Source organism: Pseudomonas sp. UTLPPB19802, from assembly GCF_059730225.1.
The window spans coordinates 5491085-5516095 of record NZ_AP048545.1; the positions used below are offsets into that span (position 1 = coordinate 5491085).

At 61.5% G+C, this 25011-nt stretch carries 21 protein-coding genes and 1 CRISPR repeat array; of the genes, 16 read left to right on the forward strand and 5 right to left on the reverse strand.

The features are described 5' to 3' along the window. The 3 genes from AC6I6U_RS23775 to lpdA are packed head-to-tail and all read left to right on the forward strand — an operon-like array spanning position 1 to position 3728. Positions 1-1056: an alpha-ketoacid dehydrogenase subunit beta gene (locus AC6I6U_RS23775; protein ID WP_497878457.1), complete on the forward strand. Its 1056-nt coding sequence runs from the start codon at positions 1-3 to the stop codon at positions 1054-1056. Then, positions 1057-2337, forward strand: a complete 1281-nt coding sequence (locus tag AC6I6U_RS23780) for a dihydrolipoamide acetyltransferase family protein (protein WP_497878458.1) — start codon at positions 1057-1059, stop codon at positions 2335-2337. A 2-nt stretch (positions 2338-2339) separates the two neighbouring features. Then, the gene (lpdA, locus tag AC6I6U_RS23785; RefSeq protein WP_497878459.1) at positions 2340-3728 is read left to right on the forward strand and encodes a dihydrolipoyl dehydrogenase; all 1389 of its coding nucleotides are present in this window, start codon (positions 2340-2342) and stop codon (positions 3726-3728) included. Between the two features lie 148 nt (positions 3729-3876). Here the strand turns inward: lpdA and AC6I6U_RS23790 are convergent, their stop codons facing one another. Both AC6I6U_RS23790 and AC6I6U_RS23795 read right to left on the reverse strand, forming a co-directional pair. Continuing rightward, positions 3877-4662, reverse strand: a complete 786-nt coding sequence (locus tag AC6I6U_RS23790) for a class II aldolase/adducin family protein (protein ID WP_497878460.1) — start codon at positions 4660-4662, stop codon at positions 3877-3879. Positions 4663-4731: 69 nt separating this feature from the next. Beyond that, complete coding sequence (locus AC6I6U_RS23795; RefSeq protein ID WP_497878461.1) at positions 4732-5787, reverse strand: ABC transporter substrate-binding protein; 1056 nt, start codon at positions 5785-5787, stop codon at positions 4732-4734. A gap of 207 nt (positions 5788-5994) precedes the next feature. Here AC6I6U_RS23795 and AC6I6U_RS23800 point away from each other — a divergent pair, with 207 nt between their 5' ends. The 7 genes from AC6I6U_RS23800 to lysA all read left to right on the forward strand — a co-directional run bounded on the left by AC6I6U_RS23800 (position 5995) and on the right by lysA (position 15481). Continuing rightward, the gene (locus AC6I6U_RS23800; RefSeq protein ID WP_497878462.1) at positions 5995-7956 is read left to right on the forward strand and encodes an oxidoreductase; all 1962 of its coding nucleotides are present in this window, start codon (positions 5995-5997) and stop codon (positions 7954-7956) included. Between the two features lie 198 nt (positions 7957-8154). Beyond that, positions 8155-8751: a cupin domain-containing protein gene (locus tag AC6I6U_RS23805; RefSeq protein ID WP_497878463.1), complete on the forward strand. Its 597-nt coding sequence runs from the start codon at positions 8155-8157 to the stop codon at positions 8749-8751. Positions 8752-8762: 11 nt separating this feature from the next. Next, the gene (locus AC6I6U_RS23810) at positions 8763-9863 is read left to right on the forward strand and encodes a DNA alkylation repair protein (RefSeq protein WP_497878464.1); all 1101 of its coding nucleotides are present in this window, start codon (positions 8763-8765) and stop codon (positions 9861-9863) included. A gap of 99 nt (positions 9864-9962) precedes the next feature. Then, positions 9963-11336, forward strand: a complete 1374-nt coding sequence (locus AC6I6U_RS23815; protein WP_497878465.1) for a nucleobase:cation symporter-2 family protein — start codon at positions 9963-9965, stop codon at positions 11334-11336. A 203-nt stretch (positions 11337-11539) separates the two neighbouring features. After that, positions 11540-12892 carry an OprD family outer membrane porin gene (locus tag AC6I6U_RS23820; protein ID WP_497878466.1) on the forward strand — a complete coding sequence of 451 codons (1353 nt, stop codon included), beginning with the start codon at positions 11540-11542 and terminating at the stop codon, positions 12890-12892. Between the two features lie 236 nt (positions 12893-13128). Further along, the gene (locus AC6I6U_RS23825; protein ID WP_497878467.1) at positions 13129-14046 is read left to right on the forward strand and encodes a LysR family transcriptional regulator; all 918 of its coding nucleotides are present in this window, start codon (positions 13129-13131) and stop codon (positions 14044-14046) included. A 196-nt stretch (positions 14047-14242) separates the two neighbouring features. Continuing rightward, positions 14243-15481, forward strand: coding sequence for a diaminopimelate decarboxylase (gene lysA, locus AC6I6U_RS23830; protein WP_497878468.1), 1239 nt, complete (start codon positions 14243-14245; stop codon positions 15479-15481). A gap of 104 nt (positions 15482-15585) precedes the next feature. Here the strand turns inward: lysA and AC6I6U_RS23835 are convergent, their stop codons facing one another. Beyond that, positions 15586-15801: a DUF2790 domain-containing protein gene (locus AC6I6U_RS23835; protein WP_497878469.1), complete on the reverse strand. Its 216-nt coding sequence runs from the start codon at positions 15799-15801 to the stop codon at positions 15586-15588. Positions 15802-16099: 298 nt separating this feature from the next. Here AC6I6U_RS23835 and AC6I6U_RS23840 point away from each other — a divergent pair, with 298 nt between their 5' ends. The 6 genes from AC6I6U_RS23840 (at position 16100) to AC6I6U_RS23865 (ending at position 21102) form a co-directional block, all read left to right on the forward strand. Further along, positions 16100-16798: a YoaK family protein gene (locus tag AC6I6U_RS23840; RefSeq protein ID WP_497878470.1), complete on the forward strand. Its 699-nt coding sequence runs from the start codon at positions 16100-16102 to the stop codon at positions 16796-16798. A 405-nt stretch (positions 16799-17203) separates the two neighbouring features. Beyond that, a complete protein-coding gene (locus AC6I6U_RS23845; RefSeq protein WP_497878471.1) occupies positions 17204-17698 on the forward strand; it encodes a hypothetical protein in 495 nt (164 codons plus the stop codon). Positions 17699-17745: 47 nt separating this feature from the next. Continuing rightward, positions 17746-18264, forward strand: a complete 519-nt coding sequence (locus AC6I6U_RS23850) for a hypothetical protein (protein WP_497878472.1) — start codon at positions 17746-17748, stop codon at positions 18262-18264. A 79-nt stretch (positions 18265-18343) separates the two neighbouring features. After that, positions 18344-19512 (forward strand): IS3 family transposase gene (locus AC6I6U_RS23855; RefSeq protein WP_497878044.1). Its coding sequence is split into 2 segments (ribosomal slippage): positions 18344-18605 and positions 18605-19512, totalling 1170 coding nucleotides; the frame shifts between segments, so codons are not numbered across the junction. 928 nt (positions 19513-20440) lie between these two features. Further along, positions 20441-20731 carry a type II toxin-antitoxin system ParD family antitoxin gene (locus tag AC6I6U_RS23860; RefSeq protein WP_497883092.1) on the forward strand — a complete coding sequence of 97 codons (291 nt, stop codon included), beginning with the start codon at positions 20441-20443 and terminating at the stop codon, positions 20729-20731. A 2-nt stretch (positions 20732-20733) separates the two neighbouring features. Next, the gene (locus AC6I6U_RS23865; protein ID WP_497878473.1) at positions 20734-21102 is read left to right on the forward strand and encodes a type II toxin-antitoxin system RelE/ParE family toxin; all 369 of its coding nucleotides are present in this window, start codon (positions 20734-20736) and stop codon (positions 21100-21102) included. A 1159-nt stretch (positions 21103-22261) separates the two neighbouring features. After that, positions 22262-23250: a CRISPR direct-repeat array (repeat unit 28 nt; unit sequence TTTCTGAGCTGCCTATACGGCAGTGAGC). A 146-nt stretch (positions 23251-23396) separates the two neighbouring features. Here AC6I6U_RS23865 and cas6f read toward each other — a convergent pair. Together cas6f and csy3 are read right to left on the reverse strand one after the other, a co-directional pair. Next, positions 23397-23960 (reverse strand): type I-F CRISPR-associated endoribonuclease Cas6/Csy4, encoded by a 564-nt coding sequence (cas6f, locus tag AC6I6U_RS23870; RefSeq protein ID WP_497878474.1) that lies wholly within the window; start codon positions 23958-23960, stop codon positions 23397-23399. 3 nt (positions 23961-23963) lie between these two features. Then, a complete protein-coding gene (gene csy3, locus AC6I6U_RS23875) occupies positions 23964-24995 on the reverse strand; it encodes a type I-F CRISPR-associated protein Csy3 (protein WP_497878475.1) in 1032 nt (343 codons plus the stop codon). Between the last annotated feature and the right edge of the window lie 16 nt (positions 24996-25011).

Sequence of the window (25011 nt, forward strand, 5' to 3'; positions counted from 1 at the left end):
ATGAACGATCACAGCAAACTGCAAACGGAGAACGCCGTGGCCACCAGCACCATGACCATGATCCAGGCCCTGCGCTCGGCCATGGATGTGATGCTCGAGCGCGACAGCAACGTGGTGGTGTTCGGCCAGGACGTCGGCTACTTCGGCGGCGTGTTCCGCTGCACCGAGGGCCTGCAGGCCAAGTACGGCACCTCGCGGGTGTTCGATGCGCCAATCTCAGAAAGCGGCATCGTTGGCGTGGCGGTGGGCATGGGTGCCTACGGCCTGCGGCCGGTGGCGGAAATCCAGTTCGCCGACTACTTCTACCCCGCCTCCGACCAGATCGTCTCGGAAGCGGCGCGCCTGCGCTATCGCTCGGCCGGCGAGTTCGTCGCGCCAATGACCCTGCGCATGCCCTGCGGCGGTGGCATCTACGGCGGCCAGACCCACAGCCAGAGCCCGGAAGCGATGTTCACCCAGGTCTGCGGCCTGCGCACCGTGATGCCGTCCAACCCCTACGATGCCAAGGGCCTGCTGATCGCCGCCATCGAGAACGATGACCCGGTGATCTTTCTCGAACCCAAGCGCCTGTACAACGGCCCGTTCGACGGCCACCACGAGAAACCGGTGACGCCCTGGTCGAAACACCCGGCCAGCGCCGTGCCCGATGGCTACTACACCGTGCCGCTGGACAGCGCGGCGATCACCCGCCCTGGCAGCGAAGTGACCATTCTCACCTATGGCACCACCGTCTACGTGGCCCAGGCCGCCGCCGAGGAAACCGGCGTCGACGCCGAAGTCATCGACCTGCGCAGCCTGTGGCCGCTGGACCTGGAGACCATCGTCAATTCCGTGAAGAAAACCCGTCGCTGCGTGGTCGTCCACGAAGCCACCCGCACCTGCGGTTTCGGTGCCGAGCTGATCGCGCTGATCCAGGAGCACTGCTTCCACTACCTGGAAGCGCCGATCGAGCGCGTCACCGGGTGGGACACACCCTACCCCCATGCGCAGGAGTGGGCGTACTTCCCCGGCCCGGTGCGGGTCGGGGCGGCATTGAAACGGGTCATGGAGGTCTGAATGGGTACTCACGTCATCAAGATGCCGGACATCGGCGAAGGCATCGCGGAAGTGGAACTGTCCCAGTGGCACGTGCAGGTCGGCGACCTGGTGGTCGAGGACCAGGTACTGGCCGATGTCATGACCGACAAGGCCATGGTCGACATCCCCTCGCCGGTACACGGCAAGGTGATCGCCCTCGGCGGCCAGCCGGGTGAAGTCATGGCGGTGGGCAGCATCCTGATCAGCATCGAGGTCGAAGGCGCCGGCAATGTGCGCGAAGGCAGCGAAGCGCCGGCCGCCAAGGCAGCACCTGCGCCGGTGCAGGAAAAACCGGCCGAAGTGGCCGCCGTCGAGCCGGTCGCCAAGCCGGCTGCCGCGTGCGCCCCGGCACCGACCCGCCCAGCCCCGGTGGCCCGCCAGCCCGACGAACGCCCACTGGCCTCGCCAGCCGTGCGCAAGCACGCCTGGGATGCCGGCATCGAACTGCGTTTCGTCCACGGCAGCGGCCCGGCCGGGCGCATTCTGCACGAAGACCTGGACGCCTACCTGGCCCAGGCCGAACAGCCGACGCACACCGGCAGCAACCGCTACGCCCGCCGCACCGACGAGGAACAGATTCCGGTGATCGGCCTGCGCCGCAAGATCGCCCAGCGCATGCAGGATGCCAAGCGCCGCGCCGCGCACTTCAGCTATGTCGAGGAGGTCGATGTCACCGCCCTTGAAGAGCTGCGCGTACACCTGAACCACAAGCACGGCGACAACCGCAGCAAGCTGACCCTGCTGCCATTCCTGGTGCGGGCGATGGTCGTCGCCCTGCGCGAGTTCCCGCAGATGAACGTGCGCTACGACGACGAGGCCCAGGTCATCACCCGCCACGGTGCCGTGCATGTCGGCGTTGCCGCGCAGACCGACGGCGGCCTGATGGTGCCGGTGGTGCGCCATGCCGAGAGCCTCGACCTGTGGAGCACGTCCGACGAGATCAACCGCCTGGCCAAGGCCGCCCGTAGCGGCAAGGCCACCCGCGAGGAAATGTCCGGCTCGACCATCACCCTGACCAGCCTCGGCGCCCTCGGCGGCATCGTCAGCACGCCGGTGCTGAACCTGCCGGAAGTGGCGATCGTCGGCGTCAACCGCATCGTCGAGCGGCCCGTGGTGATCAAGGGCCAGATCGTCGTGCGCAAGATGATGAACCTGTCCAGTTCGTTCGATCACCGCGTGGTCGACGGCATGGACGCGGCGCAATTCATCCAGGCCATTCGCGGCCTGCTCGAACAACCCGCCTGCCTGTTTGTGGAGTGAGCATGCAACAGACCAAAAGCACCACCCTGCTGATCATCGGCGGCGGCCCCGGCGGTTATGTCGCGGCTATCCGGGCCGGGCAACTGGGTATCCCGACCCTGCTGGTGGAAGGCCAGGAACTGGGCGGCACCTGCCTGAACGTCGGCTGCATTCCGTCCAAGGCGCTGATCCATGTGGCCGAGCAGTTCCACGCCACCCAGGGCTACAGCGGCGGCCACTCGCCGCTGGGCATCCAGGTGGCGCAGGCAACCCTGGACATCGGCAAGAGCGTGGAGTGGAAGGACGGCATCGTCGATCGCCTGACCACCGGCGTCGCCGGTCTGCTGAAGAAGAACGGGGTTGAGGTTCTGCGCGGCTGGGCCAAGATCATCGACGGCAAGAACGTCGACGTCGACGGCCTGCGCGTGCAGTGCGAACACCTGCTGCTGGCCAACGGCTCGCAGACCGTGGAATTGCCCATGCTGCCATTCGGTGGCCCGGTGATTTCCTCCACCGAAGCCTTGGCACCGACATCGGTGCCCAAGCGCCTGGTGGTGGTCGGGGCCGGCTACATCGGCCTGGAACTGGGCATCGCCTACCGCAAGCTCGGCGCCGAGGTGACGGTAGTCGAAGCCCGCGAGCGCATTCTGCCGACCTATGACCGCGAACTGACCCAGCCGGTGGCCGATTCGGTCAAGGCACTGGGCATCAACGTGCTGCTGGGGCACAGCGTCGAAGGTTTCGACGCGGCGAGCAACAGCCTCAAGGTGCGTGATCCCCAGGGGGAAACCCTGTCGCTGGCGACCGACCAGGTGCTGGTGGCGGTGGGTCGCAGGCCACGCACCCAGGGCTGGAACCTGGAAGCCCTGTCGCTGGCCATGAACGGCGCGGCGATTCGCGTCGACAGCCATTGCCAGACCAGCATGCGCAACGTCTGGGCGATCGGCGACCTGACCGGCGAGCCGATGCTGGCCCACCGCGCCATGGCCCAGGGCGAGATGGTCGCCGAGCTGATTGCCGGCAAGCACCGCGAGTTCAACCCGACGGCGATTGCGGCGGTGTGCTTTACCGATCCGGAGCTGGTGGTGGTCGGCAAGACACCCGACGAGGCCAAGGCCGCCGGGCTGGACTGCCTCGTCGCGAGCTTCCCGTTCGCCGCCAACGGCCGGGCGATGACCCTGGAGTCCAAGAGCGGCTTCGTGCGGGTGGTGGCGCGGCGCGACAATCACCTGATCGTCGGTTGGCAGGCAGTGGGTGTGGGTGTTTCGGAACTGGCGGCGGCGTTTGGGCAGTCGCTGGAGATGGGCGCGCGGCTGGAGGATATCGGCGGCACCATCCATGCGCATCCGACCCTGGGTGAGGCGGTGCAGGAAGCGGCGCTCAAAGCGCTGGGGCATGCGCTGCACATCTGACTGCTATCGGTAAGACTCAAGGGCCTCTTCGCGGGCAAGCCACGCTCCTACAAGATCGCGTCAATCACAAGAGAAATGAACGACGCAGTTCTGTAGGAGCGTGGCTTGCCCGCGAAGACGTCCGCCCAATCACCACAACCCCACCCACTCAATCCCGGTAATCCGGCGCCACCCGCTCCAACAACCGCAACATCGCCGCCCACGCCAGCTCCATGGCATCCGGATCGGTCAACTGCCCCTCCTGCGCCGGCCGTCCCGGATCGTTGAACTGCCGCTCGGTATGGACGCACACCTCATGGGACGGCAACACCAGCTCGCCGCAGGCCTGCGCCGTGACCTGGATCTCGCAGGCCTTCTCCAGGTAGTACATGCGTAGAAACGCCTCGCCCACCGTCCTGCCCACCGTCAGCAGGCCATGGTTACGCAGCACCATCGCCAACTTGTCGCCCAGGTCCTGTACCAGCCGGGCCTGCTCGTCCAGGTCCAGCGCCACGCCTTCATAGTCGTGGTAGGCGGTACGGCCATAGAACTCCATGGAAATCTGGTTCACCGGCAACAGCCCGCACTTGAGTGCCGCCACCGCGCAGCCGGCCTTGGTGTGAGTGTGCAGCACGCACTGGGCATCCTCGCGGGCGCCATGAATCGCGCTGTGGATCACGAAGCCGGCCGGGTTCACCGCATACGGCGACTCCTCCACCGCTCGCCCATCCAGCCCGATCTTCACCAGGCTCGACGCAGTGATCTCATCGAACATCAGCCCATAGGGGTTGATCAGGAAGTGATGCTCCGGCCCCGGCAGGCGCAGGGAAATGTGAGTGAAGATCAGGTCGGTCATGCGAAAATGCGCAATCAACCGATAACAGGCCGCCAGTTGCTCGCGCAATTGGCGCTCGATGGCTGCCGGCGCGGCAGCGGTGTGCAGAAGGTCATTCAAGCGGATCACTCCTACAGGCAGGGAATTCGAATGGCCGGGCGTCACGACAGCGCCCGGCCCCGGGCTACTTTACTTGCTTGCCCAGGCATTGAAACGCTCTTCGAGCTCTTCGCCGTGATCGACCCAGAAAGCGACGTTCATGGACAAGGCGCCCTTGAGATTCTGCGGCGCGGTCGGTACCCATTTGGCCAACGCCGGGTCGAGCCGGGCCGCCGCCTCGGTGTTGGTCGGGCCGTAGGGAATCTGCTTCACATAGTTGACCTGGGCATCGGGCTGGTTGGCGAAGGCAATGAAACGCCTGGCCTGGTCGACATGCCTGGAGCCCTTGATGATCGCCCAGTAGTCCATGCCGTAAAGGCTGCCCGGCCAGACCACGCCGAGGTGGCTGCCCTGCTGCGCGGCGGAGGCCACCCGACCGCTGTAGGTCGAGGTCATCACCACGTCGCCGGCCATCAGCCATTGCGGAGGCTGGGCGCCGGCTTCCCACCACTGGATGTACGGCTTGAGCTGGTCGAGCTTGGCAAAGGCCCGGTCGATACCCTGGGGCGTGCCGAGCACCGAATAGACATCCTCGACCTTCACGCCATCGGCCAGCAGCGCGAATTCCAGGTTGTACACCGCCCGCTTGCGCAGGCCGCGCTTGCCGGGAAAGGTCTTCACGTCCCAGAAATCCGCCCAGGAAGTCGGCGCCCGCACCAGCTTGTCGGTGTCGTAGGCCAGCGCCACGCTCCACACCAGCGCTGCCGAACCGCATTCCTGCGCAGCATCGGGAATCAACTGGTCGGCATGCCCCAGCTGTTTCCAGTCCAGGCGTTCGTACATGCCCTCGTCGCAGCCGCGCGCCAGGTCCGGTCCCTCGATCTGCACCACGTCCCAATCCACGCTGCCGGTGTCGACCATGACCTTGATCCGGGCCATTTCACCGTTGTACTCGCTCTGGATGAGTTTGCTGCCGTCCTTGGCCGCGAAGGGTTTGAAGAACGCCACGTCCTGGGCCTTCTGTCCGGCGCCGCCGTAACCGACGACCACCATCTCCTGGGCCGCGTGGGCGCAGCTCAACGTCAGGCTCAGGGCAAGGGTGGAAAACAGGGGATAAAAACCGTACCTGCAGGCATTCGATTTCATCGATGAATCCTCGTGCGGTACCGCCCGGACAGGAGTCCATGACGATCCACTTTCTTGTTTTATGAGGTACGCCCTGGGGACCGGGCGTGATTTGAAGCTACGCAAGGATCAGTAAAAAAACAAGTTGATTTTTTACTGAAGGTAAATTTTCATAGCCACATAATAACAACCACCCGGCCATGATTCCGGGTCGCCTGGAGAGTCGCCATGTCGTCGTCCCCAACCGCGTTCGCCCACCTGTTCGAGCCGCTGCAACTGCGCGGCAAGCGCCTGAAGAACCGCATCATGTCCACCGGGCACGACACCTCCATGCCTACCGACAACCGGGTCAACGATCAACTGGTCGCCTACCACCAGGCGCGGGCCGAGGGCGGCGTCGGGCTGATCGTGCTGCAGGTGGCCGGCGTGCACGACAGCGCGCGCTACACCTCCCACGTGCTGATGGCCACCGACGACGCCTGCATCGACGGCTACCGGCGGCTGGCCGAGGTCTGCCATGCCCAGGGCACGGTGGTGCTGTCCCAGGTGTTCCATCCGGGACGGGAGATCATGGAATCCAGCGACGGGCTGCTGGCCGTCGCCTACTCGGCCTCCTCCGTGCCCAACGAGCGCTTTCGGGTGATGCCACGTGCCCTCGACCAGGCGATGATCGACGAGATCATCGACGGTTACGCCTCGGCCGCGCGTCGCCTGCACCAGGCCGGCATCGACGGCGTGGAAGTGGTCGCCAGCCATGGCTACCTGCCGGCGCAATTTCTCAACCCACGGGTCAACCGGCGCACCGACGGCTACAACGGCGACCTCGAACAGCGCCTGCGCTTTCTCCGTGAGGTCATCGCCGCCATTCGCGCCGCGACCGCCCCAGACTTCATCGTCGGCCTGCGCATCTCTGCCGACGAGCGCGACGCCGAAGGCCTCACCGAAGACGAATCGCTGGCCGCTGTCGAGCAGTTGCAGGGCGAGCTGGACTACGTGCACATCGTCGCCGGCACCTCAGCGTCCCTCGGCGGCGCGGTGCACATCGTGCCGCCGATGGCCATCGAGCCGGCCTACCTGGCCAAGGAAGCCGGGACCTTCAAGGCGCGACTGTCGATTCCGCTGTTCGTCACCGGGCGCATCAACCAGCCCCAGGAGGCCGAACTGATCATCGCCCGCGGCCAGGCGGATGTGTGCGGCATGACCCGTGCGCTGATCTGCGACCCGCAGATGCCGAACAAGACCGCCAGCGGCCACGCCGAGGACGTGCGCGCCTGCATCGCCTGCAACCAGGCCTGCATCGGCCACTTTCACCGCGGGCTGCCGATCAGTTGCATCCAGCACCCGGAAACCGGGCGCGAGCTGCAGTACGGAAAACCGGTCGCCGCCACCGCGCGCAAGCGGATCATGGTGGTCGGCGGTGGCCCTGCCGGGATGAAGGCCGCCGCCGTCGCGGCGCAGCGTGGGCATGAAGTGACACTCTATGAAGCCGGTTCGCAACTGGGTGGCCAGATACAACTGGCGCAGTTGCTGCCACGGCGCAGCGAATTCGGCGGCGCCAGCACCAACCTGCAGCGCGAGATGGAACTGGCGGGGGTACGCGTGCTGCGCAACACCCGCGTCGACCGGGCGCTGGTGGAGCGCGAACGGCCGGACAAGGTGATCGTCGCCACCGGCGCCGAGCCCTATTGGCCGCCCTTCGAGCGTGGCGGCGAGCTGCAGGTGGTGGATGCCTGGCAGGTGCTGCGCGACGAAGTGCAGGTCGGCCGCTCGGTGGTGGTGGTCGACTGGCGATGCGACTGGATCGGGCCAGGGACTGCCGAGCGGCTGGTCCGCGCCGGGCACCAGGTGCAGCTGGCGGTCAACGGCACCCACTGTGGCGAGAGCCTGCCGTTCTACGTGCGTGACCAACTGGCCGGCGAGCTGCACAAGCTGGGCATTCCAATCACCCCGTATGCCCGCCTGTATGGCTGCGACGACAGCACCGTGTACCTGCAACACACCGCCAGCGGCGAGCCGATGCTGTTCGAGGAGGTCGACACCCTGGTGCTGTGCCAGGGGCATCAGCCGGTCGATACCCTGGGCGATGAGCTGCAAGGCCTGGTGGACTTCCAGCGCATCGGCGACTGCCTGGCGCCGCGTACGGTCGAGGAAGCGATCTACGAAGGGCTGAAGGTTGCCTGGACGCTTTGAAGAGCGGTTTGCCACCGGGATGCGACGTGCATTTCCTGATGTACCGCATTGGCCGGTTTCAGGGGCGCTTCGCGCCCCAGCGCGGGCAAGCCCGCTCGCCACAGGTCCAGCGTCTGGTTCGGATGCCTGGCCAAGCGCCCTCTTCCCGCGCTCGCCAACTCACTTATACTGCGGGCCTTTCAAGGATCGGAGCAGGCCATGAGCAACGCCCCAACGCCCGCCGGCGACAGCAGTGCCGCCGGCCCGCAGTTCCTCGGTACGCGCATTCGCGGCCTGCGCAAGCGGCGTGGCATGACCCTGACCGAACTGGCCAGCCAGTCCGAACTCACCGCCGGCTACATCAGCCAGCTGGAACGCAACCTCGCCTACCCGTCGATCCCGGCCCTGTTCAACATCGCCCGCAGCCTGGGCGTGACCATCCAGTGGTTCTTCGCCAGCGAAACCACCACCGCCCCCGAAGACAGCGGCTACGTGGTGCGCAAGAACAGCCGCCTGAGCGTGCATTACGAAGACGGCATCATCGACCAGTTGCTGACCCCGCAACCCAACCGCCAGCTGGAAATCCTCCACTCTCGCTTCCCGCCCGGCACCTACAGCCAGCAAAGCTACAGCCATGACGGCGAAGAAGCCGGCTACCTGCTGTCCGGCAGTTTCGAGCTGTGGGTCGGCGATCGTCATTTCCAACTGGCCGAAGGCGACAGCTTCAGCTTCTCCAGCCAGGAGCCGCACCGCTATGGCAACCCCGGCGACGTCGATGCCTTGGTCATCTGGGTCATCACTCCACCCACTTTCTAGGCTGCCTGCCCATGAGCACCGAACAAGCCGCCCCCGCGCTGAAGGAAATCTTCAACAGCGAACGCCTGCACCACATCGCCGATGAAATGCAGGCGGTGTACCCCACGTTCGACAGCGCCGAGTTTCTGCGTCGTACCCACGACGGCCTGGAAGAACTGTCGATCATGCAGCGCATGGCGCGAGTCAGTGAAAGCCTGCATGCGGTGCTGTCCCTGGACTACCGGCAGTCGATCGGGCTGCTGCGCCAGCTCGCCCCGCGGCTGAACAGCAGCTTCGTCAGCATCAGCCTGCCGCACTATGTGGCCAGCTACGGCGGCGATGACTTCGAACTGTCGATGGACGCACTGAAGTACTTCACCACCTTCGGTTCCTCGGAATTCGCCGTGCGGCATTTCCTGCTCAGCGATTTCGAGCGGACCCTGGCGGTGATGCATGAGTGGTCGCGGGACGCCAACGAGCATGTTCGCCGCCTGGCCAGCGAAGGCTCACGCCCTCGACTGCCGTGGTCGTTCCGGCTGGCGCGAATCCAGGCCGACCCGAACCTCGCCGCCGGGATTCTCGACCCGCTCAAGCGCGACGACAGCCTCTACGTACGCAAATCGGTGGCCAACCACCTCAACGACATCACCAAGGAGCACCCCGATTGGGTGCTGGACCTGCTCGAAGGCTGGTCCCTGGACGATCCACGCACCGCCTGGATCGCCCGCCATGCCCTGCGCAGCCTGATCAAGCAGGGCAACCCGCGCGCCCTGGCGCTGATGGGCGCAGGTGCCAAGGCCCAGGTCGAGGTCCGCGATTTCACGGTCGAACCGGCGCAGATCCGCCTGGGCGACAGCGTCACCCTGTCCTTCACGCTGGTGTCCACCGCAGCGGCCAGCCAGAAGCTGGTGGTCGACTATGGCATCGACTACGTGAAGGCCTCCGGTGGCATCTCGACCAAGGTCTTCAAGCTCAAGACCCTGCAACTGGCTCCTGGCGCCAGTGAAGCTCTGGTCCGCCGCCAGCACATTCGCGAACTCACCACGCGCCGCCACTACGCAGGCCACCACGCGGTGCACCTGCTGATCAACGGCGAACGCCTGGGCAGCAGCGGCTTCACCCTTCTCGACTGAACCTGTGGGAGCCGGCTCGTCCACAAACCCCGCAGATAGTGCTTCACGCCCCAGGCCATTGCAGTAGAATCGCCGCTCTTTTTTTCCAGGGCACCCGCCATGACCTCTCACCAGACCCCGCCCAGCGCTCCCCAGGGCAACGAACTGATCCTTGGCCTGGAGGACCGGCCTCGCCTGCTGATCGGCCTGCTCGCCGCGCTGCAACACCTGCTGGCGATCATCGTGCCGATCGTCACCCCCGGCCTGCTGATCTGCCAGGCCCTGGGCGTATCGGCTCGTGACACCAACCTGATCGTCTCGATGTCGCTGGTGATCTCCGGCATTGCCACCTTCGTCCAGTGCCGCCGCTTCGGGCCGTTCGGGGCCGGACTGCTGATCGTCCAGGGCACCAGCTTCAACTTCGTCGGCCCGCTGATCGCCGGCGGTGCGCTGATGGTCAAGCAGGGCACGCCAGTGGAAGCGGTGATGGCGGCGATCTTCGGCGTGGTCATCGCCGGCTCGTTCGTCGAGATGGGCATTTCGCGCATCCTGCCCTTCGTCAAACGCATGATCACCCCGCTGGTGACCGGCATCGTCGTGCTGATGATCGGCCTGACCCTGATCAAGGTCGGCCTGATCAGCATGGGCGGCGGTTTCAGTGCCATGAGCAACGGTACCTTCGCCAACGGCGAGAACCTGCTGCTGTCGGGCGTGGTGCTGGCGATCATCGTGCTGCTCAACCGCATCCCGCTGGTGTGGATGCGCAGCTGCGCCATCGTCATCGCTCTGGCCGCCGGCTACGCCCTGGCCGGCTACCTGGGCCGCCTGAACTTCACCGGCATGCACGAAGCGCCGCTGTTCCAGGTGCCGACCCCGCTGCACTTCGGCCTGGGCTTCTCCTGGTCGCTGTTCATTCCGATGCTGGTGATCTACCTGGTGACCTCCCTGGAAGCCATCGGCGACGTCACTGCCACCAGCAAGGTCTCGCGCCAGCCGGTCGAAGGCCCGCTGTGGATGCAAAGGATCAAGGGCGGCGTGCTGGTCAACGGCGCCAACTCGCTGCTGGCCGGGGTGTTCAACACCTTCCCGAGTTCGATCTTCGCCCAGAACAACGGCGTGATTCAGCTCACCGGCATCGCCAGCCGCCATATCGGCAAGTGGATCGCCCTGATGCTGATCCTGCTCGGTCTGTTCCCGTCGGTGGCCGGTGCCATCCAGGCCGTGCCAGAACCGGTACTGGGCGGTGCGGCGATGGTCATGTTCGGCGCCGTGGCGGCCTCGGGCATCAACATCCTGGCGAGCATCACCCTCGATCGCCGCGCGCTGCTGATCATCGCCGTGTCCCTGGCCCTGGGCCTCGGTGTGTCGCAAGTGCCGGAGTTCCTCGCGCACATGCCGGCAGCCCTGCGCAACGTGCTCGAATCCGGCGTGGCCACCGGCGGTATCTGCGCCCTGGTGCTGAACTGGTTCCTGCCACCTTCGCCAAAAAACTGATGATTTAACCAGGGTGACGGCACGCCCCGCCGTCACCCTGCAGACCTGAAACCCCTGTAGAAGCTGACTCCGAAAGTTCCTTTCCTAAATTTAATTTCATCCGCCCCCGCCCCCGTTTGACTCGGAACTGTCACATGGCCACCGCTTAATTGTTTCAAGAGTTTGCAGCTCTTATTTCAATTTCGTGACCAGGATCCGAACCAATGAACAAGCTGTTTAATCCCGTGATGGGTGCCGCCCTGGCGAGTGTCATGATGTCTGCCCACGCGGATTTCATCGATGACAGCCACGCCGACGTGACCCTTCTCAACCGCTATCTGAACCAGCAGGGGCGCGACATCAGCGGCAGCAGTGCCAAGGCCCACAGCATTCGTGATTGGGGCCAGGGTTTCCAGTTCGACTTCAAGTCCGGCTACACCGAAGGCACCATCGGCCTGGGCCTGGACCTGCAGGCCTTCTACGGCCTGAAGCTCGACTCGGGCGGCGACCTCAACGACAAGAACCACCAGGGCCGCTACCCCGGCAGCATGTTCCCGCTGGATGACGGCAAGTCCGCCGACCAGTTCGGCGTGCTCAGCCCGACCTTCAAGGCGCGCTTCCTCAAGGATGAACTGCGCATCGGCACCCTGTACCAGAACAACCCGATGCTGGCCAACACCGACGGCCGCCTGTACCGCCAGACCAACACCGGCGCGCAACTGGTGTCCAAGGACCTGGACAACTTCACCTTCACCGTCGGCGACATCAACCAGACCAAGATTCGCAACGAAACCGGCGACACCGGCATGATCACCGCCGGCGGCACCAAGAAGAGCGACCGTTTCCTCTACGGCGGCGCGGACTACGCCGGCATTCCAGGTACCACCCTGAGCGCCTGGTATTCGAGCCTGCAGGACTACTACCAACAGGCCTTCCTCGGCGCCAAGCGCCATGACGCCCTGCCGGTCGGCGCCATCGACAGTGATTTTCGTGCCTACCGCAGCCTCGGCATCGGTGGCAACGGCGACGGTGACAGCGAGTACGCGGCAGCCGGCTACTACGGCAACGGCATCAGCAAGGGCCGGATCAACCAGTCGACCATCAGCCTGATGGAAAGCTACAGCCTGGCTGGCCACACCGTCGGCCTGGGCATTCAGAAGAACAGCGGCGAGAGTGACTTCCCGTACCTGGACTCGGGCCTCAACAGCGGCGACAACCGCCAGGGCCCGGGCTCGGGTGCCGACACCCCGGCGCTGACCAACCTGCAACTGAACAAATTCCAGCACGCCGGCGAGCGGACCTGGATGGCCCAGTACAAGTATGACTTCGCCCAACTGGGCATCGACGGCCTGAAATTCGCCGCCACCTACGCCCATGGCGACCAGGTACGCAGCGCCGCCAACAGCGACGCCAGCGAGTGGGAACGCGACCTGGCACTGACCTATGAAGTGCAGACCGGCCAACTCAAGGGCCTCGGGGTGAAATGGCAGAACGCCCACGCCGCCCCGGAAATCACCGGCCAGACCATCCAGGATGAAAACCGCTTCTACGTGAGCTATGTGATTCCGCTCTGGTAATACCACCGCGCCCACGCTGCATGTGCCTGGCACAACACCTGTGGGAGACGGCCGGGCGGCGCTCCGCTTGCTGGAGATTGAGATCGACTTGACAGCACCAGGCTTGCTGGACGGCCGCCTTCGGCGGCTCGCTAGCAAGCCGGCTCCCACAAACCTTGATCGGAGAGGCCCTCAAGCCAGCGGCTGATTCAGATACAATCTGCTCTCCCTCCCGCCACACCGAGACCCCAAGCAACGTGGCCAAGCTCAACTTCAGGCACATGGAAATCTTCTGGGCCGTGATGACCACCGGCAGCGCCACGGCCGCAGCTGAGTTGCTGCATACCTCGCAGCCCACCGTAAGCCGCGAACTGGGTCGCCTGGAGTCCATCACCCAGTTGGTGCTGTTCAAGCGGGCCAATGCCAGGCTCATTCCCACCGAGCAGGCTCTGCGGCTATTCGAGGAGGTCGAGCGCGCCTATTTCGGCATGGAACGGATCGAGCGCACCGCCGAAGCCATCCGCCAGCACAAGCACGGCCAGATCGCCCTGGTCACCCTGCCGGCGTTCTCCCAGGCCGTGTTGCCGAGGGTCTGCAAACGCTTTCTCGGGCAGTACCCGGATGTAGCCCTGAGCATCACCCCGCAGGAACCGCCCCTGCTGAATGAATGGCTGTCCTCACAACGCTACGACCTCGGCCTGATCGAGGACGCCAGCATCCCGCTCGGCACCGAAAGCGACTGCGTGTTCACCTCGGACATGGTCTGCGTGCTGCCAACCGACCACCGCCTGGCCGCCAAATCGGTACTCAGCCTTGAGGACTTCGAAGGCGAGCCCTTCATTTCGCTGGCCGCCAACGATCCCTACCGCAAAAAAATCGACGCGTTGTTCCAGGAACACGGTGTCAGTCGCCGGCTGCAGGTGGAAACCCACAGCGCTGCCGCAGTGTGCAGCACCGTCGCCCACGGTGTCGGAGTCTCCACCATCAACCCCCTCACCGCGCTCTCCTACGTCAACCTCGGGCTGACGATCCGGCGCTTCGCCCTGTCGATCCCCTACTCCATCCGCGTGGTACGCCCGCTGCACCGCCCCCACTCGGCGCTGGTCGATCATTTCGTCGATGCCCTGCGCGATTGTTGCGAGGAACTCGAGGCCGAACTCGCCAGGATTCCCTGAGCGAAATCCTGGAGACGCAGCATCCATATCAGAAATGAATGGATACCCCGCAAACTGATATTTTTTATTCCGATACCGCAATGCTAAAAATGCGCACCCACGCCAGGTGCGCAGCCTGACAGCGCTCGACAGCGCCGGCGTGGCCATCCTGCCTGGCAACCCCAGGAACCATCGCCTTTCAGTCCGAGCTTGAGCCATGACCATCGAACAGCATGCCGCACACGTCGCCAGAACCCATGGCACCCCCGTCTGGATCTATGACGCCGCCGTCATCCGCGACCGCATTCGCACGCTGAAAACCTTCGACACCGTCCGTTTCGCCCAGAAGGCCCTGTCGAATCTGTCGATCCTCAGCCTGATGCGCGAGGAAGGCGTGAAGCTCGATGCCGTGTCCCTCGGCGAAATCGAGCGGGCGATCAAGGCCGGCTTCAACCCGCGCAGCAACGTCGATGGCCCATCGGACCTGGTCTACACCTCGGACGTGTTCGATCGCCAGACCCTGGCGCGCATCGTCGAACTCGGCGTCGAGGCCAACCTCGGCTCGCTGGACATGATTCAGCAACTGGGCGAGCTCTCACCTGGGCACCGCGTATGGCTGCGGATCAACCCCGGCTTCGGCCATGGCCACAGCCCCAAGACCAACACCGGCGGCCCCAACAGCAAGCACGGCATCTGGCACGAGCAGCTTCAGCAAGCGCTTGAACTGCTGAGCCGCTACGACCTGCACCTGGTGGGTGTGCACGTGCATATCGGTTCCGGCGTCGACTACGGCCACCTGGGCCAGGTCTGCGATGCCATCACCCAACTGCTGGAGAAGATCGATCGGCCAATCGAGGCATTGTCGGCCGGTGGCGGACTGTCGGTGCCTTACCGCGAAGGTGAGGAACCGATCGATGTGGAGCACTACTTCTCGCTGTGGGACGCGGTGCGCCGTACCGCGCAAACCCGCTACGGCCGTCCGGTACGCCTGGAACTGGAACCTGGCCGCTTCCTGGTGGCCGAATCGGGCACGCTGGTGTGCGAAGTACGCGCGGTCAAGCAACAGGGCGCCAACCCCTTCACCCTGGTCGACGCCGGCTTCAACGAACTGATTCGCCCGACCCTCTACGGCAGCTACCACCGCGTGTCGCTGGTGGCCCAGGCACCTGAGCGGCCCTCGATCAACACCATCATCGCCGGCCCCCTGTGCGAATCCGGTGACGTATTCACCCTGGCCGGCGACGGCGCCCTGCGCTTCGAGAGCATGAGCCAGCCAACTACCGGCGACCTGATCCTGTTTCACAACGCCGGCGCCTATGGTGCGAGCATGTCCTCCAACTACAACTCGCGGCCCCTGGTGCCAGAGTACCTGCTCGATGGCGAGGACTCGCGGCTGATTCGTCGCCGGCAGACCTTCGATGAACTGCTCGGCCCGGAACTGGCCTGCCTGGGCTGATTCCCCAAACGCCTCGCGGCGTCACCTGTTGAAGGGTGACGCCGTGTTGGTATTGCTTGATTCAAGCTACTTCACTGCGAAGTGCTCCCACCCCGCTTCTCACCTCAATCCCCGGCACAGCCATTGCCCCAGGTCTTATAGTGATATTCCTTGATCTGTCCGTCTGGCGTCTTGTAGGTCATCTTCGCGTCGTTAATTCCGCAGGCATAAGGGTCGGAGTCAACACGAATTACTTCAGCGACATCTTTTTTGTTCAAGGCAAACGCCTGGGCACTGAAAAGAACGGCGGTAACGGCCAAACATTTTGCATAGATATTCATGGGAACTTTCTCAATATAAAAAACACAAGCCGACTCGGCAAACCCCGCAGAAGGCGCTGAGTGCAGGCTCGCAATCGAGTGTTATCCGAGAATTAAGAAACCCATGAATAAATTTAAACAAAACGTTATAAATCGGATAAAGGAAAGTTAACAATCCAATTTTATAAATTGCAATTTACTCCATTAAAAAATATGAAAAAATGTTTATGAAAAATGCCATCATTACGCTACCCGGCACAACGGTCTTTTCTGACTGACCCGCCGCTTGCCGATCCTCGTCCCGACAGGAGCCCAGCTGATGTTGCCATCCGGCCCTCTTCTTTCCGGCAACCGCCTGCACCTGCGCCGCTTGCGCGGACGGGTCGGACTGGCACTGGTAGCCAGCCTGTCCTTTCTGGCGGGCATGACCGACGCCATAGGCTTCCTGGCCACCGGCGATTTTGTCTCGTTCATGAGCGGCAACACCACGCGCCTGGCGGTGTCGATCAGCGAGGGCGACCTGCCGATGGTGCTGCGCCTGGTCGCGGCGGTGATCGCGTTCATCGCCGGCAACGTGCTCGGTGTGCTGGCCGGCCGCGTCGGTGGACGGCGTTCGCTGCCGTTACTGCTGTGCGTCGCCACCCTGCTCTGCATCGCCGCGATACTGCCGTTCAACAGCCGCGTGCCGGCGCTGCTGACCGCGATCATTGCCATGGGCATGCTCAATGCCGCTGTAGAGCAGGTCAACGGCCTGCCCATCGGCCTGACCTACGTGACCGGCGCCCTGTCCCGCTTCGGCCGCGGCCTGGGACGCCGGCTGCTGGGCGAAAAGCGCGATGGCTGGCGGGTGCAGTTGGTGCCCTGGAGCGGGATGCTGCTGGGGGCGGTGTTTGGCGCAGTGCTGGAACGCAAGATGGGCGTGCAGGCGTTGGTGGTCAGTGCCGCGATTGCCGCCGTGCTGGGGCTTTTGGCGTTGAGGATTCCGCATCAGTGGCAGAAGGACTTTATGCCACGGTGAGAGTCGGCACCACGAACAGCGTTCAACACCGCCCTTGTCTGGGAACGGGGCTTGCCTGCGAATAGCCCCGCACCACTATGAAGATCCCCCCAGATCACCACGCCTCATCTCTCTCAGCCGTATAGAAGTCTACTTTTGTAGCCTTAAAACGACAGCCATTTCCCACATATATCCATATATCACCTCAAATTGACTTTTATTATTCCCAAATAACAAAAAACCTATCCGTTCGGCCAGTTATTTAAAACCAGCAAAAAATATTAAATATCCACTTACAAAAGAGCAGAGCCCACTCTCTTGCAGCCAGCAGGCGACGATCAATTCTCTGTCACCTGATCTGGTGTAGACAAAGTGATATCGGTCCGTTCCTGGCTTATCAAGTCAAACTTCAATCTGGAGTCACCAATGAAAACCGGCCACCTGTTGTTAGCCGCCACCTTGCTGCCGGCCATCAGCGTTGCACAAACACCCCTGCTGTCTTCACTTCAGGCCAAAGGTATTCACGTAACAGTCCTCGATGATGAAAGCCTTGGCAAGATCAGAGGCACTGCAAGGATTACCGGACACCCCTACCCCAGCGTTACGCAGGGTTTGAAGACCTACAACATACGGTTGAAGCGCTTTGGCAACGAACACGACTACAGGTCGTACTACTCAGTAGGCAGCAACTGGAGTCCACACAAGGAACTCAAGCACACAGCCGAAGATGGAACGATTTACAACGTTGCAGGTGACCGGTGGCTTGCAGACAAATCAGATGCTCCCGCTGGCCATTGGAGCGTAAGCAACGCCGTCGAAGTGGACTCCCACTATCAAGCCCTGGACAAGAATGGCGCGCCACTCAATTTCGGCTGGCGGGAGAGCACTTGGAATCGCCCCCTCTCAACATTTTCCTGGTAGCTCCAGAACCTCTGACCGCCTCCAAGCAAACCTCAAAAGGCAAGCACATGAACGTCAATAACAACCTGCAGTCGTACACATACAACTCATCTGCCTCCAAGGCAGCAGCACAGCCAACCCAAGATCAGCACCGCTTCTCGGTAGAAAACCCCAGCAATATCAAAAACACCTCAGACAAAGTCAGTATCAGCGCTGCTGGCGCTGACATGTCCGACCTGATGGACCCACCTGTTCCAGTAGGCGCCATGCCGAGTTGGTGGGGCGAATTCGCGATGGAAGTCACCTTCCCATCGGAGCGTGCGGCCTTGGGACGCCCAGGCAGTCTGGAACTGGATGTACGCTTCTCGAATCTTTCATCCGGCGAAGCCGATGAGTACTTCTCACTGCTGCGCTCTCATATGAATGCCTTGTACGAACGAAACGGCCTGATCGATGACGAATCGACCTATGCCGCCCTCAACTCCCGCTCAACGAACGAAAGGCTCCACCAAGAGTTCCTCGAAGGTATCAGAAACGATCCACGAATGTCCGAACTGGCCGGTCGACTCGGTATCGCGCTTTCCTGACTTCACCGCGGCAGCTGTAGTGGTCTACTAACCCCGGACACCTTTTTAGGCGAGAATGATCGCCATACAGAGGTGTTCGATGAGCAGACAACGACGTACTTTCACCCCCGCCTTCAAGCGTGAGGCTGCCAGCCTGGTGCTCGATCAAGGCTACAGTTGCCCCGAGGCCGCCAGATCCCTCGACGTGGGTGAGAGCTTGTTGCGTCGCTGGGTCGCCCAGTTGCAACTGGAGCGCGGCGGCATTACCCCCACTGCCAAGGCGCTCACGCCGGAGCAGCAGACGATCCAGGAGCTTCAGGCCCGCATCAACCGGCTGGAGCTTGAGAAGAAAATCTTAAAGGAGGCCACTGCGCTCTTGATGGCCGAGGAACACGGGCGCAGACGTTGAAGTCGATTCGGCAGTTGGCAAGACACTACCCTGTTCAACTGTTGTGTTCGGTCTTCGAACTGCCCCGATCTTGTTACTACGCCCATCTGGCCCGGCGCCGTCGTATCGATGTGCGCCGAGTGAGCCTGCGCAGCCGCGTCAACGAGCTGTTCAGTCAAAGCCGTAGCTCAGCGGGTAGCCGCAGTCTCGTTGCCATGCTCCGGGATGAAGGCGTCGAGGTCGGGCGTTTCAAAGTCAGAAGATTGATGAAGGAGCAGGGTTTGATCAGCAAACAGCCTGGTTCTCATGCCTACAAGAAGGCCACGGTTGAGCGCCCCGACATTCCCAATGTCCTTGATCGGCAGTTCACCGTGGCAGCGCCGAACACGGTCTGGTGCGGTGACATCACCTATATCTGGGCACAGGGTCGATGGAATTACCTGGCCGTTGTATTGGACTTGTTCAGCCGCAGAGTGGTGGGCTGGGCGATGTCGGCCAAGCCTGATGCCGAACTGGTCATCAAGGCGCTCGACAGGGCTTACGAGATGCGTGGCAGACCACGGGGTGTCCTGTTTCACAGCGACCAAGGCAGTCAATATGGCAGCCGTAGTTTTCGCCAGCGGCTCTGGCGCTATCGGATGACCCAAAGCATGAGCCGACGAGGAAATTGTTACGACAATGCCCCCATGGAGCGGCTGTTTCGTAGCCTGAAAACGGAGTGGGTGCCGACGGTGGGTTACATGACGACCGCGTTGGCCGAGCAGGACATCGGCCGCTACCTCATGCAGCGGTACAACTGGATAAGGCCGCATCAGCACAACGGTTTCGTACCGCCGGCGGTGGCGGAAGAAAAACTCAATTCTGTGTCCGGGAATTGTTGACCACTACATACGGCAGTGAACTAGACGAGTTTCTAGGTAAAACCTTACCGGCAAAGAGAAATTCCCCGTCCCGGCCAGTTTAACCCTCTTTTTTGGCCTCTTCGTAAGTGCTTGATTTTACAAGGTGCATTACCTCGTCGAAAAAAGAGGGTCAAAACAGGTGGGCCGATCGAGTTGGTCTCGCCGCTCATTAGAGCTTGCCGCACGCAAGCCTGGCTCGTGCTGTGCCCGAGCACCCTGGAATAGCGATACCCCGAAAAAACTTGTAGCAGATGGGCTTTTGCATCCATCGCTGGCGTTATCCATCATGAGGAGGCGTATCGCTGACTGTGTCAGCACTCTGCGAATGTAGCTTGGATCCGAAGGGCTACGATGCGCCATTGCGCATGATCCACCTCTAGGTCGCCAAGCTTCCAGCAATGCGGCCAATCGATGTATGTCGATGGAAGCGTTGCTGTTCCCTGGCCTGTAAGGCCTTACTCACCTCGCGCACAGCCGCCCCGCTGTCCGCCCTCACTACCGCAGTACTTGGCATCAGAGATACCTGATCCAAGCATTGTCCGTCGTACCCATCCACGCGGGAAATCTCTCCCCACCGGACGCAGCGTTCTCCACGTTCTGCCTTATGAACCTGGAGCACCGCGATACCCCACACCCATTGCCATGCATTGCCACGGCTCGTGCCTGACTGCGCCGGGACAGAAGCGGGTAACGGGCTTGAACTCACGCGCAGTACCCACCGATGGAGGTGACTCAGAAAAAACCGCCCGAAGTACTTACTCCCCCTCTTTCTTCCGATCCACCCACACCTTCAAACCTTGCAGGAGATTTTTCCCACATGAACCCAAGACTCAAGCTATGTATGAACCTGCGCAATGGCATAATATGCCAATATCCAAACCCGCAGCATTTGCACCAGGAGCACAGCATGGCCACGCGAAATGTCGTTCTCACCGACCATATGGATCAAGTCATCAATGACCTGGTTGACTCAGGCCGGTACCAGAACGCCAGCGAGGTCATGCGTGAAGGGCTTCGTCTATTGGAGCAGCGTGAAGTGCAGGAGCTGGCCAAGCTTGAAGCATTACGCAGCGCTACCTCAGCGGGACTGATGGACCTGGAGCAAGGCCGCTTCGTAGAAATTGATGGTGATCAGCTAGGAAGTCTTCTGGCTGAGATCGGCGAGCGAGCGGCTCTTTCCCCCAGCAAGAAACGTTGAGCATGGCGAATTACCGTCTCACCCATGCGGCTCTTCATGACATCGAGGATGTTCTGAGGTACTCCCAGGCGCAGTTTGGCTCCCGTGCACGGGTCAGGTACCAGGCGCTCATCCGCACAGCCATCGAAGACCTTGCCCAAGCACCAGACCGAGTGGGTAGTAGCCCGCGCGATGAACTCGCTGAAGGACTGAGGAGCTTTCACCTGGCCTATGTCCGTAAGCAGGCTGCCACGTCCATTGGCACCGTACAGAAGCCGCGGCATGTCGTGTTCTACCGGCTGGCCGGCGATCAGTTCATTGAGATCGTCCGGATACTGCACGACGCTATGGAGGTCAGGCAGCATCTCACTCAAGACGTGACAGGCAGCTAGCAGCGTAAAGCCGAGAAGCACCTGTTCATGCCCCTCACATCCACTTCACACACCGGCGCGGGGAATTCTCCCCCGCCGGTACCGAAGCACGCTCGGCCATGGATCGCCCTCCAACCCCTCACTCTCACCAGCACGAGCGAATGGCATCGCAACGATGCCGACTCAAACCTAGGTGCTCGATCAGGGGCTTTAGAAGGCGTTCGCAACCAGGACATAGAGCTACTCGGTCCTTCGGCGAGGGATGGCCCATTTGGAGGGGCATCGCGGCTCCATTCCCTGACATTTCAAGTTCGGAACCGATGCGGTTTTCCTTGCCATTCGTGGCCGGCGAACAGCAAAGCGCACGTATGGCCTAACCCACCTGCTCGCACGAACAGATGTAATAGAAACACAATTCAGAACAGAACTCGGGCCAGAATTGAAATAAAATGATTGACTACATTCAAATACAAAAACCCCATTGCAGAGAGCTTCGACAGCAGCAACGAACAAAACAACGAAATCAAAACAATTAACGAAATAACGAATTCATCAATTAACGAATTATTTATTTCGTTAAATCAAACCACTAGAAATCAACCGAACAGATAACCCCCAATCAAATACGCACTCACGCTAACGCGCTAATCCGCATTAACGTATTACCTCATTAGCGCCATGGGCTGCTGGCGCTGGCCAATTATGAGGAAGAGCACCCATCGCAATAATTATTTTCCATCACCCAGTTGACAGCCACCAATTAACGCAGCTTTAATTCAGCTGCCTATATCGACCACCGACCACAACTGACGCTTTTACCAGCGCCAGACGAATTAACTCAATCTGGATCCCCCTATGACACTTCAACTTATCCTCATCCTACTTATCGAGCTAGTTAGATTTTTACAGATCCTTGTAAGTTAGGATGCCATACTCCCCCAACGAGATGCCAAACCATGATCGTCAATTTCCTCGTTACTTCGGCCTCACCGTTGCCTGGCAGATACCCCTCACCTGGACGGGACCGCTAAAGCATCGACGGATGTTTATGCTGACCACTTCCCTGCTCTTGCCACATCGCATGAAGCCGCGAACGCGCGTCTTCCCTAGGTATGAGGCCGAACGGTACCCGGATGACTTCGAGGACAGTGACCACATGAGAAAGAGCACGTGCACTTGATTACTGAGCTGCCTATACGGCAGTGAGCTCATCGCCCAGCTTCATGCGCGGGAATTTCGATTTCTGAGCTGCCTATACGGCATTGAGCACTTGTGTCGTCCTGGCAGACACACACCGCCATTTCTGAGCTGCCTATACGGCAGTGAGCCACGATCAGATCAAGGGGCTTGGCCTTGTTTTTTTCTGAGCTGCCTATACGGCAGTGAGCCAGTATTACCACATCGTCGCCGACTACCGCCGTTTCTGAGCTGCCTATACGGCAGTGAGCAAGGCGATCAATCAGTTCAGCGAACGTGTAGTTTTCTGAGCTGCCTATACGGCAGTGAGCCTCCGACTCTTCGCCTCGGCGCCCGTATTCGTTTTCTGAGCTGCCTATACGGCAGTGAGCCACGATCAGATCAAGGGGCTTGGCCTTGTTTTTTTCTGAGCTGCCTATACGGCAGTGAGCCGCCCTCCAATGGGCTTCGAGGTTTCGTTTGATTTCTGAGCTGCCTATACGGCAGTGAGCATGTTAGCGTCTGGCGGAGGTTGCTGGTTCTTTTTCTGAGCTGCCTATACGGCAGTGAGCCTCCCGCATACTGCTACGTCCCTGCTCGGGCATTTCTGAGCTGCCTATACGGCAGTGAGCCTGGCCGGGTGTGCTGGCAGGGTCGAGCCCCATTTCTGAGCTGCCTATACGGCAGTGAGCGTTCTACGCCCGCGAGGACAAGCCTGGGGGTTTTTCTGAGCTGCCTATACGGCAGTGAGCCGTCGATGTAGGCGAAGCCGATTCCGGGCATATTTCTGAGCTGCCTATACGGCAGTGAGCGAGGCGGTTTGCACTGCCGATCAATGGCGCGCTTTCTGAGCTGCCTATACGGCAGTGAGCTCGCAGTACTCAGCCAACAACGCCTACAACATTTTCTGAGCTGCCTATACGGCAGTGAGCACCTCTGCAAAAGGGTCATATGTAGCGAAAGAGTTTCTGAGCTGCCTATACGGCAGTGAGCTAGACGATTTCCCCAGTAAGGCACTGGCAGCAAAGGGAAATATCCCAAAATCGGCTCGCGCACCCTTTTTTTCGGCCCCTTCGTAAGTCATTGATTTTACGAAGGGGAATGAGTCGTCCGAAAAAAAGGGTTCGCGAAGCCGTGGCTCAGAACCAGGGGATGGTGGCGGTGCTACTCAGGCCATAGCTGTTGAAGGTGCCTGCCTGAGCGGCCTCCAAGATATCGCCATGGCGGATGAACAGCGGGAAGGCGTTGCCGCTACCATTACTGCGCAGGCTCACGAAGGGCAGCTTGCTGCGTTTCCCCGCACTGTCCGGAATACGCTCGCGAGCCTCTTCCTCGCTGATCCCATGGCGCTTGACCAGCCGTCGCCGCAGGCGCTCCGGATTGCTGTCCACCTGCACACGAGTCACTAGTCGGTGGCGCACCTGGGCCGGCACAGCAGTCACCTCCCCCACATGCACATGATCGCGCATGCCCGTGAGCCAGTTCAGTGTCAGCAGGTGCGCCAGCGCTTCACGATTGCCGTGCAGACGCAGATGACTGCCCAGGTGGTGCCGCGCGCTTTCAATTTCTGGAAAGCTCACCCCCACATCGTTGCGCCTGAGGTCATGCAGTCCTCGGTGCAGTTTGGACATCAATGCGCTCATCAACTGCGTGGCCGCGAACTCCGGGTCGGGCAGCAGCTTCAGGTCGATGTAATGGTCCATGGCTTAGCCCGCCTCGCCAAAGACACCACCGCGGATCAGGGTCGCAATCACAAAATGCTGTTGCTCCAGCGCCGGTACCTTGTCCTTGAGCACCCAGCCATCGAGCAAGGTGTAGAAGTCATCCTTGGTATCGCGTGGCTGACGGTAAGCCCTGCCCTGCGTGGTCACTGAGCCATAAGGTTCCACAGCGATCGGGCCATTGACATCGGCCTCCTGGTACCAGGTGTCGATGCTACGAATGGCATTGCCGACTTTCTGCGAGTGCAGGCCGGCCACGCTGTCGACGTGGTAAAGGGTCTTGCTCTTCTTGCTGTTGTCCTTATCCAGGATCAGCTCCTGGGACGGGAATACCTCTTGGCCAGCGCCCATACGCACATAGGCCGTCACACGCAGCAGCACATGCTGAGAGCCCGTCAGGCCTTCGGCGATCAGTTGCGTCAGTTCACCCAACGCATCGGCGTTTTTGCCACTGCCATCGAAGTTACGCAGAGACAGAGCCAGCCCGTCAAAGCGCCACTGAGCCGCTGCCTTGCCATCGACCAGATGGGCCACCTCCACTTCCACCTGCTCCGCACCGATACGGTTGCGCCACAGGAAGCGGCCGTTGGCCAGGTTGTGGGCGTAGCGTCGGGCAAGCTCGGTGAAGCCATTCTTGTCGACATAGCCTTTGACGGTGTCGAGCAGCTTTTGTCGGTAATCGCTGTCGTTGCACGCCGATGGTTGGCCAGTACCGGTCAGCACTCTCAAGGTGAAGCTCACTCGCAGGGTGTCAGCATCGTGAGGCAGCGTGGCGACATCGACCGTCTGCAGGTTAGGGTTCTCGATCTGCGCGTCCAGCTTGGCCGGATCCATGTCCTTGGTCTTCAGCCGGTTGGAGATGGTACCCCGCACGGACTTCTCCCGAAGAGTGACAGGGGTCCATTTATCACGCGACTGCCAGTCCCCCGCATGGAACAGTGCATCGGAAGGATCGAGTTTGCGCTCGAAGGCCAGCACGGAAGCGGTCTTGAGAACATCTTTGGATTCTTTAGCCATGATCAAATACCTTTTA

What these genes read in the sequence shown, in the direction of transcription:
- AC6I6U_RS23850 (WP_497878472.1), top strand. Translation starts at nt 17,746, where the DNA reads ATGAACGTCAATAACAACCTGCAGTCGTACACATACAACTCATCTGCC.
- AC6I6U_RS23840 (WP_497878470.1), top strand. Translation starts at nt 16,100, where the DNA reads ATGTTGCCATCCGGCCCTCTTCTTTCCGGCAACCGCCTGCACCTGCGC.
- csy3 (WP_497878475.1), bottom strand. Translation starts at nt 24,995, where the DNA reads ATGGCTAAAGAATCCAAAGATGTTCTCAAGACCGCTTCCGTGCTGGCC.
- AC6I6U_RS23820 (WP_497878466.1), top strand. Translation starts at nt 11,540, where the DNA reads ATGAACAAGCTGTTTAATCCCGTGATGGGTGCCGCCCTGGCGAGTGTC.
- AC6I6U_RS23815 (WP_497878465.1), top strand. Translation starts at nt 9,963, where the DNA reads ATGACCTCTCACCAGACCCCGCCCAGCGCTCCCCAGGGCAACGAACTG.
- cas6f (WP_497878474.1), bottom strand. Translation starts at nt 23,960, where the DNA reads ATGGACCATTACATCGACCTGAAGCTGCTGCCCGACCCGGAGTTCGCG.
- AC6I6U_RS23810 (WP_497878464.1), top strand. Translation starts at nt 8,763, where the DNA reads ATGAGCACCGAACAAGCCGCCCCCGCGCTGAAGGAAATCTTCAACAGC.
- lysA (WP_497878468.1), top strand. Translation starts at nt 14,243, where the DNA reads ATGACCATCGAACAGCATGCCGCACACGTCGCCAGAACCCATGGCACC.
- AC6I6U_RS23845 (WP_497878471.1), top strand. Translation starts at nt 17,204, where the DNA reads ATGAAAACCGGCCACCTGTTGTTAGCCGCCACCTTGCTGCCGGCCATC.
- AC6I6U_RS23800 (WP_497878462.1), top strand. Translation starts at nt 5,995, where the DNA reads ATGTCGTCGTCCCCAACCGCGTTCGCCCACCTGTTCGAGCCGCTGCAA.
- AC6I6U_RS23780 (WP_497878458.1), top strand. Translation starts at nt 1,057, where the DNA reads ATGGGTACTCACGTCATCAAGATGCCGGACATCGGCGAAGGCATCGCG.
- AC6I6U_RS23860 (WP_497883092.1), top strand. Translation starts at nt 20,441, where the DNA reads ATGGCCACGCGAAATGTCGTTCTCACCGACCATATGGATCAAGTCATC.
- lpdA (WP_497878459.1), top strand. Translation starts at nt 2,340, where the DNA reads ATGCAACAGACCAAAAGCACCACCCTGCTGATCATCGGCGGCGGCCCC.
- AC6I6U_RS23795 (WP_497878461.1), bottom strand. Translation starts at nt 5,787, where the DNA reads ATGAAATCGAATGCCTGCAGGTACGGTTTTTATCCCCTGTTTTCCACC.
- AC6I6U_RS23835 (WP_497878469.1), bottom strand. Translation starts at nt 15,801, where the DNA reads ATGAATATCTATGCAAAATGTTTGGCCGTTACCGCCGTTCTTTTCAGT.
- AC6I6U_RS23865 (WP_497878473.1), top strand. Translation starts at nt 20,734, where the DNA reads ATGGCGAATTACCGTCTCACCCATGCGGCTCTTCATGACATCGAGGAT.
- AC6I6U_RS23775 (WP_497878457.1), top strand. Translation starts at nt 1, where the DNA reads ATGAACGATCACAGCAAACTGCAAACGGAGAACGCCGTGGCCACCAGC.
- AC6I6U_RS23805 (WP_497878463.1), top strand. Translation starts at nt 8,155, where the DNA reads ATGAGCAACGCCCCAACGCCCGCCGGCGACAGCAGTGCCGCCGGCCCG.